This window comes from Paucibacter soli, from assembly GCF_037482845.1.
GTDB lineage: Bacteria > Pseudomonadota > Gammaproteobacteria > Burkholderiales > Burkholderiaceae_C > Paucibacter_B > Paucibacter_B soli.
Map to the genome: position 1 here is coordinate 12,304 of NZ_JBBHJW010000017.1, position 16,583 is coordinate 28,886.

At 60.1% G+C, this 16,583-nt stretch carries 20 protein-coding genes and 1 pseudogene; 12 read left to right on the top strand and 9 right to left on the bottom strand.

All coding sequences use genetic code 11. The features are described 5' to 3' along the window. Positions 1-27: 27 nt before the first annotated feature. From WG898_RS24775 to WG898_RS24815, 9 genes are all read left to right on the top strand, one after another. Positions 28-684 (top strand): hypothetical protein, encoded by a 657-nt coding sequence (locus WG898_RS24775; RefSeq protein ID WP_339605454.1) that lies wholly within the window; start codon positions 28-30, stop codon positions 682-684. A 90-nt stretch (positions 685-774) separates the two neighbouring features. After that, a complete protein-coding gene (locus tag WG898_RS24780; RefSeq protein ID WP_339605455.1) occupies positions 775-1,419 on the top strand; it encodes a hypothetical protein in 645 nt (214 codons plus the stop codon). 175 nt (positions 1,420-1,594) lie between these two features. Beyond that, positions 1,595-2,200, top strand: a complete 606-nt coding sequence (locus WG898_RS24785) for a hypothetical protein (protein ID WP_339605456.1) — start codon at positions 1,595-1,597, stop codon at positions 2,198-2,200. A 196-nt stretch (positions 2,201-2,396) separates the two neighbouring features. Then, positions 2,397-2,639: a hypothetical protein gene (locus WG898_RS24790; protein ID WP_339605457.1), complete on the top strand. Its 243-nt coding sequence runs from the start codon at positions 2,397-2,399 to the stop codon at positions 2,637-2,639. After that, a complete protein-coding gene (locus WG898_RS24795; protein ID WP_339605458.1) occupies positions 2,636-4,036 on the top strand; it encodes a hypothetical protein in 1,401 nt (466 codons plus the stop codon). The genes WG898_RS24790 and WG898_RS24795 overlap by 4 nt, the downstream gene beginning before the upstream one ends. 75 nt (positions 4,037-4,111) lie before the next feature. Further along, the gene (locus tag WG898_RS24800) at positions 4,112-4,918 is read left to right on the top strand and encodes a hypothetical protein (RefSeq protein ID WP_339605459.1); all 807 of its coding nucleotides are present in this window, start codon (positions 4,112-4,114) and stop codon (positions 4,916-4,918) included. Positions 4,919-5,014: 96 nt separating this feature from the next. Further along, complete coding sequence (locus WG898_RS24805) at positions 5,015-5,461, top strand: DUF6884 domain-containing protein (RefSeq protein ID WP_339605460.1); 447 nt, start codon at positions 5,015-5,017, stop codon at positions 5,459-5,461. Between the two features lie 37 nt (positions 5,462-5,498). Beyond that, positions 5,499-5,708 carry a hypothetical protein gene (locus WG898_RS24810; protein WP_339605461.1) on the top strand — a complete coding sequence of 70 codons (210 nt, stop codon included), beginning with the start codon at positions 5,499-5,501 and terminating at the stop codon, positions 5,706-5,708. A gap of 13 nt (positions 5,709-5,721) precedes the next feature. After that, a complete protein-coding gene (locus WG898_RS24815) occupies positions 5,722-6,159 on the top strand; it encodes a hypothetical protein (protein ID WP_339605462.1) in 438 nt (145 codons plus the stop codon). An 88-nt stretch (positions 6,160-6,247) separates the two neighbouring features. Here WG898_RS24815 and WG898_RS24820 read toward each other — a convergent pair whose 3' ends face one another. From WG898_RS24820 to WG898_RS24830, 4 genes and pseudogenes are all read right to left on the bottom strand, one after another. After that, positions 6,248-8,770: an ATP-binding protein gene (locus WG898_RS24820; RefSeq protein WP_339605463.1), complete on the bottom strand. Its 2,523-nt coding sequence runs from the start codon at positions 8,768-8,770 to the stop codon at positions 6,248-6,250. Between the two features lie 29 nt (positions 8,771-8,799). After that, a pseudogene (locus WG898_RS25345) lies at positions 8,800-9,108 on the bottom strand (ATP-binding protein); the annotation flags it as partial. Positions 9,109-9,312: 204 nt separating this feature from the next. Beyond that, positions 9,313-9,726, bottom strand: a complete 414-nt coding sequence (locus tag WG898_RS24825) for a hypothetical protein (protein WP_339605464.1) — start codon at positions 9,724-9,726, stop codon at positions 9,313-9,315. Between the two features lie 104 nt (positions 9,727-9,830). Continuing rightward, positions 9,831-10,475, bottom strand: coding sequence for a hypothetical protein (locus WG898_RS24830; protein ID WP_339605465.1), 645 nt, complete (start codon positions 10,473-10,475; stop codon positions 9,831-9,833). A gap of 228 nt (positions 10,476-10,703) precedes the next feature. Here WG898_RS24830 and WG898_RS24835 point away from each other — a divergent pair, with 228 nt between their 5' ends. Both WG898_RS24835 and WG898_RS24840 read left to right on the top strand, forming a co-directional pair. Then, positions 10,704-11,240: a hypothetical protein gene (locus WG898_RS24835; protein WP_339605466.1), complete on the top strand. Its 537-nt coding sequence runs from the start codon at positions 10,704-10,706 to the stop codon at positions 11,238-11,240. Between the two features lie 5 nt (positions 11,241-11,245). After that, positions 11,246-11,752, top strand: coding sequence for a hypothetical protein (locus WG898_RS24840; protein WP_339605467.1), 507 nt, complete (start codon positions 11,246-11,248; stop codon positions 11,750-11,752). A gap of 14 nt (positions 11,753-11,766) precedes the next feature. On the opposite strand, the gene WG898_RS24845 is transcribed toward WG898_RS24840, so the two are convergent. Beyond that, the gene (locus WG898_RS24845; protein WP_339605468.1) at positions 11,767-12,057 is read right to left on the bottom strand and encodes a hypothetical protein; all 291 of its coding nucleotides are present in this window, start codon (positions 12,055-12,057) and stop codon (positions 11,767-11,769) included. A gap of 525 nt (positions 12,058-12,582) precedes the next feature. On the opposite strand from WG898_RS24845, the gene WG898_RS24850 reads away from it, so the two are divergent. Then, positions 12,583-14,451 carry a DEAD/DEAH box helicase gene (locus tag WG898_RS24850; RefSeq protein ID WP_339605469.1) on the top strand — a complete coding sequence of 623 codons (1,869 nt, stop codon included), beginning with the start codon at positions 12,583-12,585 and terminating at the stop codon, positions 14,449-14,451. A gap of 76 nt (positions 14,452-14,527) precedes the next feature. Here WG898_RS24850 and WG898_RS24855 read toward each other — a convergent pair whose 3' ends face one another. The 4 genes from WG898_RS24855 to WG898_RS24870 all read right to left on the bottom strand — a co-directional run. Beyond that, positions 14,528-15,079: a hypothetical protein gene (locus WG898_RS24855; RefSeq protein WP_339605470.1), complete on the bottom strand. Its 552-nt coding sequence runs from the start codon at positions 15,077-15,079 to the stop codon at positions 14,528-14,530. Between the two features lie 2 nt (positions 15,080-15,081). Further along, a complete protein-coding gene (locus WG898_RS24860; protein WP_339605471.1) occupies positions 15,082-15,531 on the bottom strand; it encodes a hypothetical protein in 450 nt (149 codons plus the stop codon). Positions 15,532-15,560: 29 nt separating this feature from the next. After that, positions 15,561-16,181 carry a hypothetical protein gene (locus WG898_RS24865; RefSeq protein WP_339605472.1) on the bottom strand — a complete coding sequence of 207 codons (621 nt, stop codon included), beginning with the start codon at positions 16,179-16,181 and terminating at the stop codon, positions 15,561-15,563. Positions 16,182-16,384: 203 nt separating this feature from the next. Further along, positions 16,385-16,583, bottom strand: a 199-nt coding sequence (locus tag WG898_RS24870; RefSeq protein WP_339605473.1) for a hypothetical protein, incomplete at its 5' end; no start/stop codon positions are given.

Below are 16,583 nucleotides of genomic sequence, written 5' to 3' on the forward strand. Positions count from 1 at the left end.
GACATCAGCGCGGTTTTGGAGTGCCCGATGAACCTCTCACGAATCACTCTGACTGGCGCCGATGAACGCACAGACCTGGACGGTCTCGTTGATCTCGCTGATCGCTTCACTGAAGTCGAGATCGGCCTGCTCTATACCGTGACGCCGGAGGGGCGCCCACGTTACCCGAGCCGGGATTGGCTCTCGCGAGCCGCTTCCGCACTCTCCGGTCGCTGCGCGATCCATGTATGTGGAATGGGCGCGCGTCGGGAGTTGATCGCCGGCGACCTGGCAGATTTGACCCGCCATGCGCCACGCGTCCAGGTCAACGGAGGACTCCAAGTTGAAGAGGCTGAGGCGCTGGCCAGCCTGGTTGGCACCCTCATGACGCAGCACAACATCGCAAATGGCTCGCTGCTGGGTGTCCAGGCCCGAAACCACGCCATCCTGATCGATGCGTCTGGCGGCCGCGGTACTTCCCCGGACTCCTGGGTGCTGCCGGCTACCGAAAAGCAGATCGGTTTCGCCGGCGGCATGGGTGCAGACAACCTCTTTGCTGAGTACACGCGCATCTCGTCTCTGGCCCGCCCAGGTTCTTGGAGCGACATGGAGGGGAAACTTCGCATCGACGACTGGTTTAGTCTTGAACTTGCAGCGCGTTGCGCTGAGATCCATCGACACTTTGCTCGGTCGATGGCTTTCTGACGAAGCTGTAGCACCGGCGAGAAATCTGGTGAGTCAGGCTGACTGCCGACAGGGTTGTCAGTATCGCTTCCCTTGTGATATTTCGACCTTATGAGCATGAACACCGATTTCCCCACCGACCTAGCCGGCATCGAGCGCTTGAAAGAGTGCATGGCTGAGCAGCCGACACTAGACCTGGCTCACGGCTTCATCATTCGGTGTATCAACTGGCTCGGCCCAGATCTGAAGGTTGACCTCGTCATGGCGCGCTTCGCCATCAAGACCTGTCATGAGTTCATCAGTCGGGGCGTCCCATGCCGGAATGTCGGTGGCCCTGTGCGCGCTGCGGCAGTGCATCTGCTAGGGAATAACTGGCCTGAAGCCCTTCGCGCCGAGATCGCTGATCTCATGCGCGCCTACGTCAAGGCCGGCTACTTCCTCCTAAACGACCGAGAGGATGCCTTCGGAGCTGGCCGTGCTGCCTCCTCGACTATCAATAGCGGCCGCACGCCACTAGAGGTCGCCATTCGCCGCAAGAATCTGACGGCCGCCGAGATCCTGGTCGAAGCCGGTGATCGTCTGGACCACCGCCCGGTGCCGGGTCACGCCAAGGAAGATTCTCTCATTGACCTGATCGCGCTGGCGAATCACGTCACCGACGGGCCTGAGTTCGGTCTCCGCCTCCTGGAGGTGGCCCGCGCCGGCCACGGTGAGTCTCCCGTGACTCCGGCAACACGCCGCTCGCGCACGCCATGAGTCAGGTGTTGGCCACCAGCCCACCCTAGCAGTTCCGCCCTCCCTTATGCCAGCTCGCTTACATAGCAGGCGGAGCCTGCCAACCAGGCGCCAGGTAGGCGCCACTCTCGACTAGCTGCGGGACCGTCAGGCAAACCCAATTGATCCCGCACAGCTCTCGAACGTCAACCCACTCATGGGATTGGGCTCGGTCGCGACAACGCTGCACAGCCTTGCACTCGCTCAGGCCGTACAGGCAGAAGACGTGACGTTGGCCGGAGCCTGGATCCAGGTCTGCCATGAGCTCGTCGAGATGGGTGAACCCATTCAATCGAGTGTCGGGAAGGGAGCGTCAGTTCAGTTGTTCGGCTTCTACTGGCCGTCTGACCCTCGGCGCGTGATGATGACCAGGTCACTGGCTGAGTTCTATCTTGGCCATGGACTCGCCTCGCTGGATGATCCGATCCCGGGCGACATCTCCTGTCGATTTGAGACCCTGGACGACGATGGCTTCTGCTGGGATGGCTTGGCACCTATGGCGGCCGCCATCTCCTGTGGCAACGTTGAGTCTGTCCGCTTCCTGCTCGAGAAGGGTGCCAGCAAGCAGCTGGGTCAGGTCTTTCTTGACCGACCACCCTACGAGGCCTTTGATCTTGCTCGAGACATGGGGCAAGGTGCGGTGCTGGCCGTCCTAACCGAAGCCCTCATGACGGATCGCTTGGACGAGCTTCTAACGCCGGCGGACGAGTCATTGGCCAATGCAGAAGTTCAGCCTGCTCGTCGCCGCGGCGCGCGGCTGTAGACAGTTCAAGCAGGCTGGCAAGGGGTGAGCTAGCTCCCGGATACGATAGCGTATAGGATATCTTCCGTGGTATAATTCGCGGCGCTTGATGCTGAGGCATTTCTACGCCTGCAGGTAACGTCGAGATGGCTTCGGCACAGTGAGATTTCCTGAAACGATCCGAGCCCTTGCGCTCGGAAAGACATCATCACCCGCCATGCTCTCAAAAGCCGACTTCGAAAGAGAGATTGCATCCAGCCTCGCCAATGGCCAGTCATTGAAGTCATGGGTGCACATTCTGATCTCGAGCAAAGAAGAATGGTCCTCTGAGGCTCTTGTCGGCCTTTTGAAGGGCGACTATTTCCCGAGCCCGGGCATGCGCAGGTACTGTGATCTGTCCGGGTTCGAGATCCAGGCCCTCAACAAGCCAGCACCGGCTGGCAGGAAGGCCCGGCCATGAAGCCAATTCGCCAGACGACGCTACCGATCAATGACTTGCATGCGCTGGAGCGCGCTCTGCGTGGACACGTCGACCCCGACGATCTCGTGAGTGTTGAGCCCATACGAACCCATCCCGCGACGAGCTATCGCTCGGTTCATGCACTCATGCTGTCGAAGGTCCTGACGGCTGCTGATTGGGAAAGCTTCGGATTGGCCATCGACATCTGCGAGCGGCTCATCAAGTTGGGCGCGCCAATCACTGACACCTATGGCGATGGCGCGAAATCTCAGTTCTGCACCTACGCGTGGCCAGGCGATGAAGTTCGTCGGACGCAGATTTCCAAGCTGGCTGACCAGTATGTTGCAGCAGGCCTCTTTGATCTTGAGGGTCTTCTTGACGGTAGGCTGCCCACTCGGGCGCAGTGCGAAGAAACCCTCGACTTTCACATTCACGGAATCAAACCCTTGGCCAGCGCGATCCTCCTAGGAAATCGAGTCTTCGTCGAATACCTGCTTGAGCGCAACGTGGACCTGGACCTGGGGCAGGTTTACTCCGATGAGCCGCCGGTGTCGGCTGTCTCGCTTGCGCTCGCGCACGGGATGGCTGAGATCCACGCACTGGCCGCTGCGAATTCCATGCAACGCCAGTTGGCGTCAGTGACTTCGGCTTTATCTTCAGAGATTGAGATGTGCGCGCCCGCCATCCCGCGGACGAAGCTTCCAGTCGACGATCTGGCCAAACTGCTGGTCGCACTGGACGGCCAAGTGGATCCACTGGATCTGCTGTGCACAGACCAGGTACGTCCCAAGGATGGTCACTATCGCTCGGTCCACGCCTTCGTCTTGGACTGGTTCATGACGCCACTCGACCATGTGCAGGCCAGCCTGGCCTACCAGTGCTGCGTGAAGCTGTTGGCCATGAATGCGCCGATCACCGACCAGTACGACACCGGAGCCACTTCGCAATTCTTCGGCCACACATGGCCGACGGATCCAGAGCTGCTCAGCAAGGTCACCGGCCTGATTGCTCTCTACGAGGCCGCTGGCCAACTTGATCTCGAGGCGCCCTATGACGGCGTAGTGCAAGCGCGCTCCGATTGGAAGGGCGACCTCGGCTGGAGCAACTTTGCCGGACTCAAGCCTTTGGCTGGCGCCATCATCTTCAATGACATCGGCATCGCCAGATTTCTCATCGGCCGCGGCGTCAGCCTGGATCTAGGCACCGTCTACGCCGGCGAGCCCGGTATGAACGCGGTCGACCTTGCGCTCGAGTGCGCCGGCGGCGAGATGCATGCTCTCATGATCTCGACAATGCTGAAGCGCAGTCTGTCAGTTGATCTCGGGAATCAGATCACGCATTCGGCTCCTGCGGGCCTGGATCCATCGATGAGTCGACGACGCAATCGAGTGGTCTGACCGCATGTTCTTCTCCGCAACAAACGATCTGCAAGACAACACAGCTCGCAAGACTACGAACGAATCGACCTCAGTATGAAACTCACGTCCACCGATATTTTCGCCCCCGACGGTAAGCCACTCCGTGCACGCGGTGAGCGACCAAAAGTCGGCCCTGTGATGCACAAGGACGAGTTCGAACCTCTGCTTCGTTGGACCTGCCAGCAGCCTCCGGTCTCGCAAGACTTGCACTTCGGCCACCTAGTGGCCCTGCTCATTACGAGCCGGGGCCTCTGGGGCGTCGAGAAGTTGCGCCGCCTGGTGCACGGGGAATTCGGCACCGAGGTCCGCCAGGCGATCATGAAGTCCCTAGAGGGTGGCGTCGCGTGGGCTGTGAGCGCACATGACGGCGAGGACCGCAGCTACAACCGTATTCCAGTCGCCCGCCTCTGCCTGTCCGACTCCGGCCGGATGCTGCGCCTGGCAGTCCTGCTTGAGGCCGGAAAGAACTCGGCGACCACTGCAGAGGAAAGGAGCGACTGGCTCGATGTCCTCAGTGGCTCAAAGATGCCGCCGAATTCAGAGATGCCTCGCGACATCCTGCTTCACGTCAACGACCTGACTCATGCTGGATCTGCCTTTCGAACCGGTGATCCGTCGAGTTCGACACTTCCGTCGCATGACGCCGTGGAGACTGCTATTCGCCTGGCCGTCGAGACCAATCCAAAGCGGCCTTCAATTGATCTTCTATTTAGGCTAGGAGGCCCGATGGCCGCTTTGGTTTCAGCGGAGATCGTCCGCCAATCCAACGGATCCGATGTGTTCAATGGCAGCCATGCATCCACAGCAGTGGCACAAGTGGCAAGACATCAAGGCAGCCGTTGCAAACAAGTCAGCCTGTGATGCCCAAACGGTTTCGATTTCTTCGTTGCAAAGGACTGAGTCCGACATGCTCGAGGAGTTGGTGGAGAGGAGGAGCCGTCAACGGCGAGAAGCGATATGCACTCTGACCCAGCGGCATGGCCGCTCGTTCTGGTCGCCTGTGGCGCTCAAAAGTTAGGCCACGCCGCGGCCGCACAGGACCTCTACATCGGTGACCTCTTCAAGAAGTCGAGAGCCTGGGCCGAGCGCTTTGGCACCAGGTGGCTGATCCTGTCAGCCAAACACGGCTTGGTGGCGCCTGAGCAGGTCATCGAGCCCTACGACACCACCCTGAATCTGCTCGGCCTGGACGCGTTGGCGGCCTGGGACGCCATGGTCCAGGCCCAGTTCACGCAGCTGGGCCTGGACTCCCACCTCCACGAGCCCAAAGTTGGCCCAGGCGTCGTGGTGTTGGCCGGACGGCGGTATCGCAGGTGGGTCGAGGGGAGGTCTGGTGTCGTCGTGCCCATGAAAGGGTTGGGCATCGGGCAGCAGAAGGCGTGGCTGCTTGCTGCGCTGGCGTGAGACCTTGCCTTTCCAGGTTCGTGTGATATCTCAAGGCATGAGCACACAGCGCATCGAGAACATTTCCGATCTTCGCCAGGCCCTTCCTGGCTTCACTGCTGAGCAGCTCCTGGATGAGGCTCAGCACACGTTCAGCTACTACGGCAACGCTGTCCACAACCGACAGGTCGAACGTGAGGATGACGCCATCGCACGTTTTGCCATCGTCAAAGCCGAACTAGCTCGCCGACTTGGCGCCACCCTCTGAAACCAGGACTCCAATGCGCAACCCTTATCACTTCGAAGTCGGCGCCAAGGCCTACGTGAGCGAACAAAGCTTGGATCGCCTGCGCCGGGTCGTCCGCAAGCACCCTTCGGAGTCTATGGCTAAGTTCGTCGAGCAGCTGCAACGATACCTTGGGCACATCGGCAAGGTTGTCGGAGTCAAATCTTCGACCACGGTGACCGTCGAATTCTCCGTCGGCGTTAACGGGGTGACTCAGCGTTTCACGATGGATGAGACGTGCGTCGACCCGATTCGCGACCTTCCGGCCCCGCATACCGAGCGCTCGTCCGATGGGCGGGGGCGGACGTCCTACGACCCCACCTTCGACTTCAGCAAGCCCTGGAGCGTGGTGGTCGACGGCACGGTCTTGATCCACAAGCAGACTCGCGAAGATGCTCAAGAGATGCTTCGCGAGAAGGGCTGCAAGTGGTGATCGTCACTGGCGATCCTGCGCAAAGAGGAGGGCCCGCTCGCGCGGGCCTTTGCATTTGGGCCCGTTATTCAGGTCTTGATGGTGCCGTTCACACCCACAGCCACGCCTCCAGGGCCCCTCTCATCCCCTCCTGAGCTGTGCCAGCTTGCTTGCTCTTCATCAGCTCCCAAGCCCTATGGCGTTCGATCTTGCCTTTCAGGTCTTCTGCGCGAATCCTCGTGTCGAAGGATTCGTGCGGTTTCTTCCCGTAGCCGTCGAACTTGCCCCAGAGCTTGGAGAGAATTTCCAGGTCGTCGATGACATTTTTGAGCGCGCCCTGTCGGCGACTCTGGGCTGCTTCGAACGCCTCCGACTCGCGCTTTGACTGCGCCTCAAAGCTGGAGAGCGCTGCAGCCTGGCGTTGTGACTCCGACGCAGCTGACTCGGACTCCTGCTTCAAGCGGGCAACCTCGTTTGGTCCCGCTTCGCTCATCCATTTGCGCCAAGCCTCGACAAAGGCAACCTTGCCCGTGATGCCTGTGATCTCCCGATCCAGCTCCTCGACTTGCTTCTGCAGGCGCTGCAGATTCTGCACGTCCACACCCTTCTCGCTTAGGTGCTCGTCAAGTTGCTTCTTGAGGGCCTGGACCCGGTTGCTCGACTCATGGCGAACGTCTGCAATCGCCTGGTCAATGGCCTTGAGCGCGATGTCGCGCCTTGAGACCGCCTCGACCTTCATACGCTCGTGGCTGGTCCTGATATCGCCTCTGCGTTTGCCATGAGCCAGCTCCAAGCTCTTGAGTTGTGTGCCGATTTCACCAATCTTGTCGCCGACCGAGCTCAGCTCACCGATGGCGAGCTGCTTCGCCGACTCCTTTGCACTTCCAACACGGAGCCGAGCGAGCTCGAGGGCGTCTCGCAGTCCCTTGGCCTTGCCGTCGAGGATTAGTGCTTCGGCATCAGCCAGTTCCTTGGCCTTCTCGGCCAATGTGCGCTGGACGCCCGCCGCCTTCAGCTTTCCATCGACATCGGCCAGCTCGGTCCGCGCAGTCGCCAGAACCCTTTCTGCGTCATTGACCGCGGCGCGCATGCGCTCATCGTCAGTCCAGTCGGGCGCCGCAATGGCAGCCTGGTCCAGTGCCCAGCCATAGACGACATCGGTCAGGGCCTCTGGAATGAAATGAGGATTCAGATCCGCGCGCTCGAGAAGCGCGGGGTTGATGACCCGCGCCAGGTTGAGCTTCCAATCAGTGTCTGAGTGCTGCCGCAGCGCGCTCAGCAGCGTTCCATCCTTGGGCGCCAGGCGAAGCTTCGCTGCATCCAGGGTCGCACTGAATGCCTCAACGCGGCGCTTCACTTCGCGTTGATTCGCCTCGAGGTCGTCATAGGCCTTTTGAGCCTTCCGAGCCTCGTCGGCCGCCACCTCATACTTGCGACCGGCCTTAGTGCGCTCGATCCCATGGGCAGTCAACCGGTCGACAGCCTCCCTCTCGGCCTCCAAGACGTCTAACGGCGCCTGCGGGTTGGCGACGAGCACATTCAGCTCACCACGCCTGGCGTGCAATGGCTCCAGCGATGCGGCCAGGTCTTCGCGCTGGGCCTGGACTTCGGCGTCGCACGATTCCCGCGCGGCTCGTTCCAGGTCGCTGATCTCGCTGACGCTAGTCTCGCAGGCCTGGCGGTGAGGCTCCTTGCTGTTTTCAAGCTCCTGGACTCTGGCCGCAGCATCGGACTCGACCTTGAGCCACCTACCGGTGTACTCATGCCTTGCGCTTGCAGCCGCAGCTTCGGCCACCTGCACCTGGCTGGAGATGTCGTTGCGCCGCTGCTGCAGCGCCGGGATGGCGTCAACTCGGGTTGCCCAAAGCGCAGCTTCACCCTTTTCGTAGTGCGTCTGGTTTCCCGCAGCCTCGTCATAGGCCGTTTTCGCGGACACCGACTTGGCGCTGGCGGCAACTGTGCGACCGACAATGACTTTGCGCTCTTCCTCACGGGACTGGATGACCAGCGCGCGAGCTTGGAATTCTGCGGTGACGATGCCTTGGAGCTCGCGCTTCTCGGCCTCACGCTTGTCCGTCAACGTCGCGACGTCAGCGTGCAGCTCTCGGAACTCTTCTTCGGCAGTACGGTGATTCAGGCACATGCCATTGAGCCCCAGGATTCGTGGCTCAAGTTTTCTTGCCTCAACTACGGCGTCACGATTGCGAAGCCACCTATCCATGGCTGAGCGCTGCTGCTTGATGGACACCTTGTTGCGCTCGGCACCGCGGCCCAGGTCATCCTGGATCAGGCCAACGGCCACCTGGACCAGTTCTTCGAAGCGAACCTGGTTCTTGACCATGGTCGCAATGAGCTTGTCGAGATTCGGCAGCCGGCGCGGGCCAAACGAGTATTCCAGACCGAACCGCTGGATCCGCGCGCGCTCCTTCGTGTTTGACTCGGTGCGGAGGATCACAGCCCGATATTCGGACGTAGTCAGCTTGTGGGTCCCCACAATGCCCAGAGACTTGGCCATTGCCTCGGTCTCCGCGTCAGTGAAGAAGTGGTCCCCGTCGCAGAACATCTCCTTGCGGTATCCGGTCTTGTAGATCCGGTATTCGGGAGCATCCGTGCCGTCGGCGCGCGGCCGCATGATTCGGGAGCATCCGTGCCGTCGGCGCGCGGCCGCATGACCGCCAGGCGCAAATCAGCTTCGTCACTTGACCCGCGCTGATACTCAAACAAGATCGCGCTCTGGCTCGTGGGCAGAATGAAGCGCACCCCTTCCTGGCCCTGATTCATTGCCACCAGTTGGCTGGTGGGGTGACCGAAGAAAAGCGGGATCAGCCGCAGGGTGGACGTCTTCCCCACCGCGTTGGCGCCAACAACAGCTGCGCCTCCCCGAGGGTCAATCTGCGTGATACGACCCGATGGGACGTGCTTGTTGGTGCCGGCGTTGACCAACACCATCTGCCTTAGCTGAAATGTCATTCGCCTTCCTGACTACTTTTAACCCCGCAAAGCAATGCCCATTTTGGTGCATTTGCCAAACAGCTGTGAATTCTAGGTGCTAGGTGGCTCACAGGATGAGCTACCTTATTGGGACAGGTGCGAAACATCGGGAGTCGCTGTTCCGCTTCGCGGTTGTGCCGGCTGGCAGATGGGTGAGGCGGGCCCCTTCCGACAGCGTCGGTCCTAGGAAGAATGCATGGCAGAGTTGATCTCGCAGTCAGCTACGAGTTCCTCTGGAATGTCGACCTTCTCGCCGAAGCGACTCTTTACAAAACACCGAATGACAGCGGTGGCCATGTCAGTGGAATTGGCGGTCATTACGAAGTGGCTCGACTTCAGTGAGGGCTGTTTCCCCACGAAGTCGGCGATTGCGCGCCACTGAGGCGGTGTCTGCCCCTTGCTTGGGCGATCTAGTCCAACCCAGTACCGATTCATTAGATAGGCCGCCTGGTCCAGATCGATGCGTGGTGAGTCCCAGGAGCCATGGTCCGTTCTATAGGAGACCACTTGCCCTTGGATCACTGGCGCGAATCCCTGGGCGAGGATGCTCGCCCAGATCAGCGCGCGACGAGAGAGTTGGTCGACTTGGATTTGCATGTGATTTCCCCTATGGCTAATCCACAGATATCACACCAACTATTCGTCGACAAGTTCAAACGTTGGAACCCAACCTCGGAGTGGTTTCGGCCCAGGGACCTAGCTCAGCGCTTGTATCCAGGGTAGCAGGCACCCGCCATCCAGGCCATGCCGGGTGGGCATACGCACCATCCGCCGTTCCACACCTTGCCCATCTGCTCACAAGGCTTGCAAGTGGTGGTACCAGACACGGGCTCGCGGGACAATTCGTAGCCAGCCTGACATACCCACTCTTGGCCACCCCATTTCATGTCGTTCTCAACCTTGGTCTTCGTCGGTTGAATGGCGTCGGACTCGATGCCTCGGCTCACTCCACCTTTCGGCGCCGAATAGACCTTGCCATTGAAGATCACATCACCCGCATCCGGGCGTAGCACTTCACCAGGGATCATTTCCCTGCGCACGGCTCCGTCAGAGTAGACCTTGAGAACAGTTCCGTCGCCGAGTTCGTGTTCACCCAACTTCACCCAGTTGTCAGCGGTCTCCTGGATCCGCAGTGGGTTCATTGAAGTGGCGTTCTCATGATTCCACGTAAGCGGCACCTCGGGCTGCGGAGACGCCGTCACCTTGACTTCTTCACACTTCGTCAAGTTCCAGAAGCACACCAACGGCGACCACTTCTTTTCTTGCGCTGAATTTTGAGCATGGGCACCAAAGCCCTGGGTGGCAAGCAATGCTGCCAGCGCTGCGATCTTCAAGAACTTTGTCATTCGTTCCCCTTCATTCAACCGAAATCGTTGCGTGGACGATATTGTATACGCTGTTTGCCTAATTGGCCGCATCCAGCTTATCTGTCTGGCGAGAGGCTCTCTTCCCCAATCCTTTTGCTCTGCGTCGACCCGTAGCGTTCCGAGCAGCCGAATCTGGAAGGTTGCCATTGACGAGCTAACGTGTATGCAATATCTCCATGGATAGGAACATTCACTGGGGCTCAATTCATGCAGTCGGTTTCATCTCGCAAGGTCGTCGCCATGGTGCGCACTGATGGCGCCATCGCCAAGTTTGCTCGGCGCGAATTCGAACTGATGTTGGGATGTGGGCAAAACGAGAAGCAAGACATTGCCGAGGCGCGCCGGATCATCCGGCAGATCGGCTACGAAGTGCGCAGCGTCCAGGTACTTCCCGAGGGTGGCTGCGACCACGTCGTCGGCACGCACGGGAGTCGGCTCGTTCGGGCATCTCAGTGGCAACAGGCCTGCGACAACATGGCCTTGGCCATCGCCTTCTTCAACAACACCAAGCTCGCGGTCCCTCACCCCGGGCACCTGGTGTCCCACGAGTTCTGCTCAGACTGCGGCGCGAAGGTGGAGCAGGACATTTACCGTGAACGGATCCTGTCCGCGGTGGCCCAGGGCGTTGGTGCGACCAAGGCGCCCACCTTCTGCCGCAAGGCATATGACTCCTGGATCGCTGACCCCCTCAATGTTCTTCTCCCCGCCGGCATTGCTCCCGCTGGTGCCAATACGGAAGCCTGAGTCTCATGGCCACCAACACCATCACCTTTCTTCCCTACTCGGTCCGATTCCAGGAAGCCCTCTCCTTGCTGTGCACCGAGAAGCCTGCCATCGAGCTCTGCGTGTCATGGATCGAGCGTCAAAATGAGGAGCTTCAGGGCTGGGTCGCCTCTCATCTGCGCGCCGACTGGGCCCAGGGCATCGGAACCATTGACGCGGCACGGCTGATGGCGGAATTGTGCGAAGAGGGCCGCCCAGAGATGCTGTCCGAGGCCGGCGAGCGGGTCGCGCGCTACCTTGTCAAGACGCCGATTCTGATGATCCGCCGTGGAAACAGCTGGCGGCCCAAGTCATGCCCTCCCGAACTCGATGTCAAGGACATCATGGAATTCCGCAGCCGAGGCCTCGCGGTTCTCGATCACGAGATGAAGCTACGGCTCTCCGGTGAGTATTCGCTTCCAGCATACCTGCGGACCGAACAGGAATTGATTTCCTCAAGCCCAGAGACTAGAGCCCGCATGAGTGGGCTCTAGTCAATCGACGCAACTTAAGCAAGTTGCCTGGTGTCGTACAGATATGAGTTGATGACTTCGGCTTTAAGCACCCAGCTATGCAATCGCTCTGCCCGGTCAATCGGCATCTTTGTTGGGTGGTACTGCTCGAGCAGCGCGAGCATGGCGTCCTCGAACTCATTAGCCGAGATCTGCGGACCGAACTGACGGAAGCAGGCGTTCAGCGCCTTGTGGAATCGCTCCTCATCCAGAGGATGGAGGGTGTCCCAGGTGTCGACGCGCATCCAACTTGCCAGGTGGTTCTTAAGGGATTCGATTTTGCTCATTGCGTTTTCAACGAAGTTGTTGGCCTAGTCTAGCAATTCAACGGCTTCCGCGGCCGCACGACGGTAGATCCGTCACCTGGCGCATCGGGCGCCGGATTTCGCTGAGGGATCACGCCGTTTGGCCCAGCATCTCGATGCAACTGCTGCCAACCTTTGGTGGCGCTCCCAGAACTCAGGGCGTAAACCGGATTGTCAAATCAGGGCGTATGTGATATCTTTTGCACCACTACAATCATGGATTGAAGGCCGCTGGCCAGTTCTCAGATGCCCGCATCGTCCTCTCCCGGAAACGGCCATTTAGCACAGAATCGAGTGAGCATCTTCTCGCCGAGGACGACGGAAACTCGTCCGAATGCTCAGAGCTCTGTCGCTCAGGTGCCTCGGCGCCAGCTTGAGGCCGCTCCTAAGGCAGCTGCGACGAAGCCTGCAACAAAGAAAGCCTCGAAGCCCCGGGCGGCGACTGCGGAGGAGTCTGGTGATGAACTTGGCCGCCTAAAGCGACTTGGTTTCAGCTCACTTCCTGAAGTGCTGCTGACCATTCCTAGGGCCTACTTTGATTACACGCAGCCGATTTCTCGTATCGACATGCGCCGTGACGCTGGTGAGAAGCGTTACCTGGTGCTGCGCGCTGGCCCGACATCACTGTTTGATGACGGCAGGAACAAAACAGAATACTGGCAGTCGGCTCGCCGAGTCGAGATTGAGTGCGTAGACAATGCCGGTCGCGCCATCACCTTGGCCGCATTTGGCAACGTATGGCCTTGGAAGGAAGTCGAAGAGGGCATGCTCATCCATGTCTATGGCCTCGTTGACGTGTTTCGAGGCGCGCTTCAGCTTCGAAACCCTCACCCGGTTCCCCGACACGCACGGGGTCGAGTCATTGCCCAGTATTCAGGCAAGGCCGGCCAGGTCAGTGGCGAAGCGTTGGGAATCGGCATTGGCCGTGCCATCGAGTACCTGGATGAGGCTGAAGTCCTTCTTCTTGCTCAAGCCGGCCTCCTCGACACGGAGTTCACGGAACTCACCGGGGTCAAAAGCGCTCAAACCCTTTTGCGGCTCCTTCACTTCCCGCGTGATGTCGCGCAGGGTGAGCGCGCAATGGCTCTGGCTCGCAAGCTTTCTGCTGAGACCGTCGTGCGTCGATCCGCCGACGCGCGCATTCGCCCGCCCGTGGCCAGCTCTGCGATCACGATCAACAAGAAACTCGTCGAAGAGCTGATTGCTGATCTCCCCTACCGTTTGACGACGGATCAGCGGACGGCCATCGACGAAATCGTCCGAGATCTGCGCTCAGCATACACAATGCATCGCCTGCTCTCTGGGGATGTTGGCACAGGCAAGTCGCCCACCTTCATGGTGCCAGCGGCCGCTGCATATGACGCCGGCGCTGAGGTTGCCATCCTGGTGCCCAGCCAGCTGCTCGTGAAGCAGATGGCCAACGACCTCCGCACCATGTTCCCAGGCCTGCCGGTCTGCGAGGTGGTCTCCGGCTCCAAGATCGGCGAGGGCATCTGCGTTGGCACGACGGCGCTGCTGCACGCGGCCAAGAAGGCCAAGAAGAAGTTCAACCTGGTGATCGTCGACGAACAGCATAAGTTCTCTGTGGAGCAGAAGTCCATCTTGACTACCAAGTCGACCAACGTCCTCGAGGCCTCAGCCACGGCCATCCCGCGGTCGCTGGCCTTGGTTCACTTCGGAGGCATGGACGTCTCCGTGCTGCGCGAGTGCCCGGTGAAGAAAGAAATCCGCACTTTCATCGTCACGCCAGACCAGCGCAAGAAGTCCGACCAGCTGATCGCCGACATCGTGGCCAAGCGCGGTCAGGTTGCCGTGATCTACCCCTTGGTCGACATGACTGGGGAATCGAGCGTCACCGAGGGACTGGAGAGCGTCATCGGCGCGACCAAGCAGTGGGAGCGCCGCTTCCCTGGTCGTGTCGGCGTACTGCACGGCAAGCTGAGCCCTGAAGAGAAGAACGACGTCATTGCCGGCATGAATGCCGGCAAGTTCGACATCCTGGTATCCAGCCTCGTCATCGAGGTTGGCGTCACGCTGCCCAGCTTGAAGGCCATCGTCATCAACCACCCGGAGCGCTTCGGCCTGGCCCAGCTCCACCAGCTGCGCGGCCGTGTGGCGCGCAAGGGCGGTACCGGATTCATGCTCCTCCTGGCTGACAACGACCTTGAGGAAGATGCCGTCGAGCGGTTGCAGATGCTGGTGAAGTGCAATGACGGTTTCAAGCTCGCAGAGGCCGACATGGACATACGCGGCTTCGGCGATGTGAACGATGACAGCGCCTCGCAGACTGGCTCGGCCCGGACTCTGTTCTACAACTCCAAGCTCAGCCATCAAGAGATCGCCAAAGCAGCCAAGGATCTCGGAGTCGTCGTTTGATTCGCCGGCAGCACAATGCCGGCGCCGGCGCAGAGTCCCCGTCGGCGGCCTCGCCCGTAGGCGATGGCTGCGGCGTTTAGGCGCGCGCCCGCAGCATCTCCATCCACACCGCCTCAGCGCCCCTCGGGCTGAACTCGACGCAGAGCTTGGTCAGGCCGGGAGCCTCGCCTTGCACTTTGAAAGTCGAGAAGTAGCCGCGGGTATTCAGGCCCTTCGAAACCCGCAACTCAGACGCATCGACGCGCCCATCGATCTCCATCCCGAGAACTGCTCGGATGAATACATCCTTGTCGGCGGTCTTCAGATGCTTGTTGAATCCATGGCAAACGTCTTCGACATAGCTAGCCAAGAACTCCTTCTGTGCCCTGGTGAGCGGCTTCTCCTCGCGCTCAGACTCGGGTAGGTTGGCCTCGGCGGCAGCGTGCTCCGCAGCTGCTTGTGATCCGAAGCGACGCGGCATTCCAACCCTCGTCAGCATGACCTGGTAGCCATCCAAAAACGCGCGGTTGACGCGATGAATTGCCCAGTATGTGCCGTTGCAGGTCTGGTTTTGAAATGCGACCCACCTACCAACTACTGTGGCCGAGGCGTCCGACTTGGCATCGAGCCCGTCAGGTCCGGGATCCATGCTCAACACTTGGCCAGGGCTACCTGAGCCCGCTTGCGCTGCGCCGCCGAAGCCTGCTTCCAGCCTTCAGGAGTCCCCTCCCAAATGTCTCCGGTCTCCAAGTCGACCGCGATCCACTTGCCCGGGCAAGCCGTGTCCAGGCCCAACTTCTTGGACTTCGGGAACTCAGCAGCGACGCCACCGCCAATCAGCGGCCGCGACTTGCCATTGAGTGGCGTGCCAACGTAGCCCTGACCGGATCGGCGAATCAGTCCGGCCGCCAATGATTCCTTGACCAGCGCAGCGGCGATGGCGTCCGCCTTCTCCCAGCAGTTTGGCCTGGTGATGGGGTGGATCCACGTGGCCACATCGCCGCGGCGAAACCGCTTGCCAGCGAATTGCTCGAGGACATTCTGTAGAGCATGACGATGCTTCGCAGTCAGTTTGATCGCCGCGGTCGATGCCTTTTCCATCCGTGTTCTCCGTCCGATTCCAGTGGGCTTCAATCGTCGGCTTCCAGCGACTGCTGCTGGGGAGCCGGCAGACCGATGCCGGAGAGATTGGCCAGGGTCTGCATGATGGTCTCAGGCTTCACCAGCTCGCCCAGCATTCGTTGCAACTCGCGGATTCGAGCGCGGAACTCATCCATCGCGGCTTCGTTCTGTTCCGTTGCCGGGATGCAGGCGATCACCTTGCCGCCTTCAGTTCGATAGATGCCAGGCCACGGCTTGTATCGCCACGGGCCAAAGGTCCGTCCACGGTCGAACTCTCGCATCAGGATCGAGCCATCGTGGGCCACGCCACGATAGATCGTGTTCTGGCTGAGCGAGAAGCCGGTCTCGATGTCACCGGAGTACGAAACCGTCGGTGCAATCTGCACCAGGTACCAGCGCTCCCACGTGATCTCATGCGTCTTCTCGAGCTTGCTCCACAGCGCCTTGCGCAGGGCCTCGATATCTGACCCGACCATGCGGATGTCTAGCTCCGGGCACGACAGAAGGAATTCAACGGACTTCTCCGTGCGAGGCAGCTCGCCCTCGTTCATCTGCTTAAGCAGTCGAACCTCGATTGGCACCACTTTTTCCTTCACGAGCGTAGGCCTGGAATCCTTGCTGGACTCCATGGATCCTTCGCTACCGCTGGGCTCCTCTTCCTCCCCCTTCAAGTGGGCGGAAAGGTCATCCTCGACACCGGTGTATCTCCAGTGCCAGGTGTCTATGAGCTTGCCTTCGCGGCCATTGTTTGTTCGAGCCATTGCTGTGATCTCGGTTGGTTTGCTTTGAGATAGCACCTCCGACCTGGATGCACAAGGGGCGACCGTCCCCCTCAGCGCTTCATGCGAGGCGCTGTGCGCATCCCAGCTGCCGGGAGACCTGCAGCCTTGGTTGCAACCGCCTGATGTCGCAACGACTCCAGGGCCCAATTCATCAGACGCGAAGCCTCTGCTTTGGGCACCGCACAACCAGGCACGATTTCGAAGGTCACCTGTCCGGAGATCGACTTGACCACATCGGCCGGAAGAACC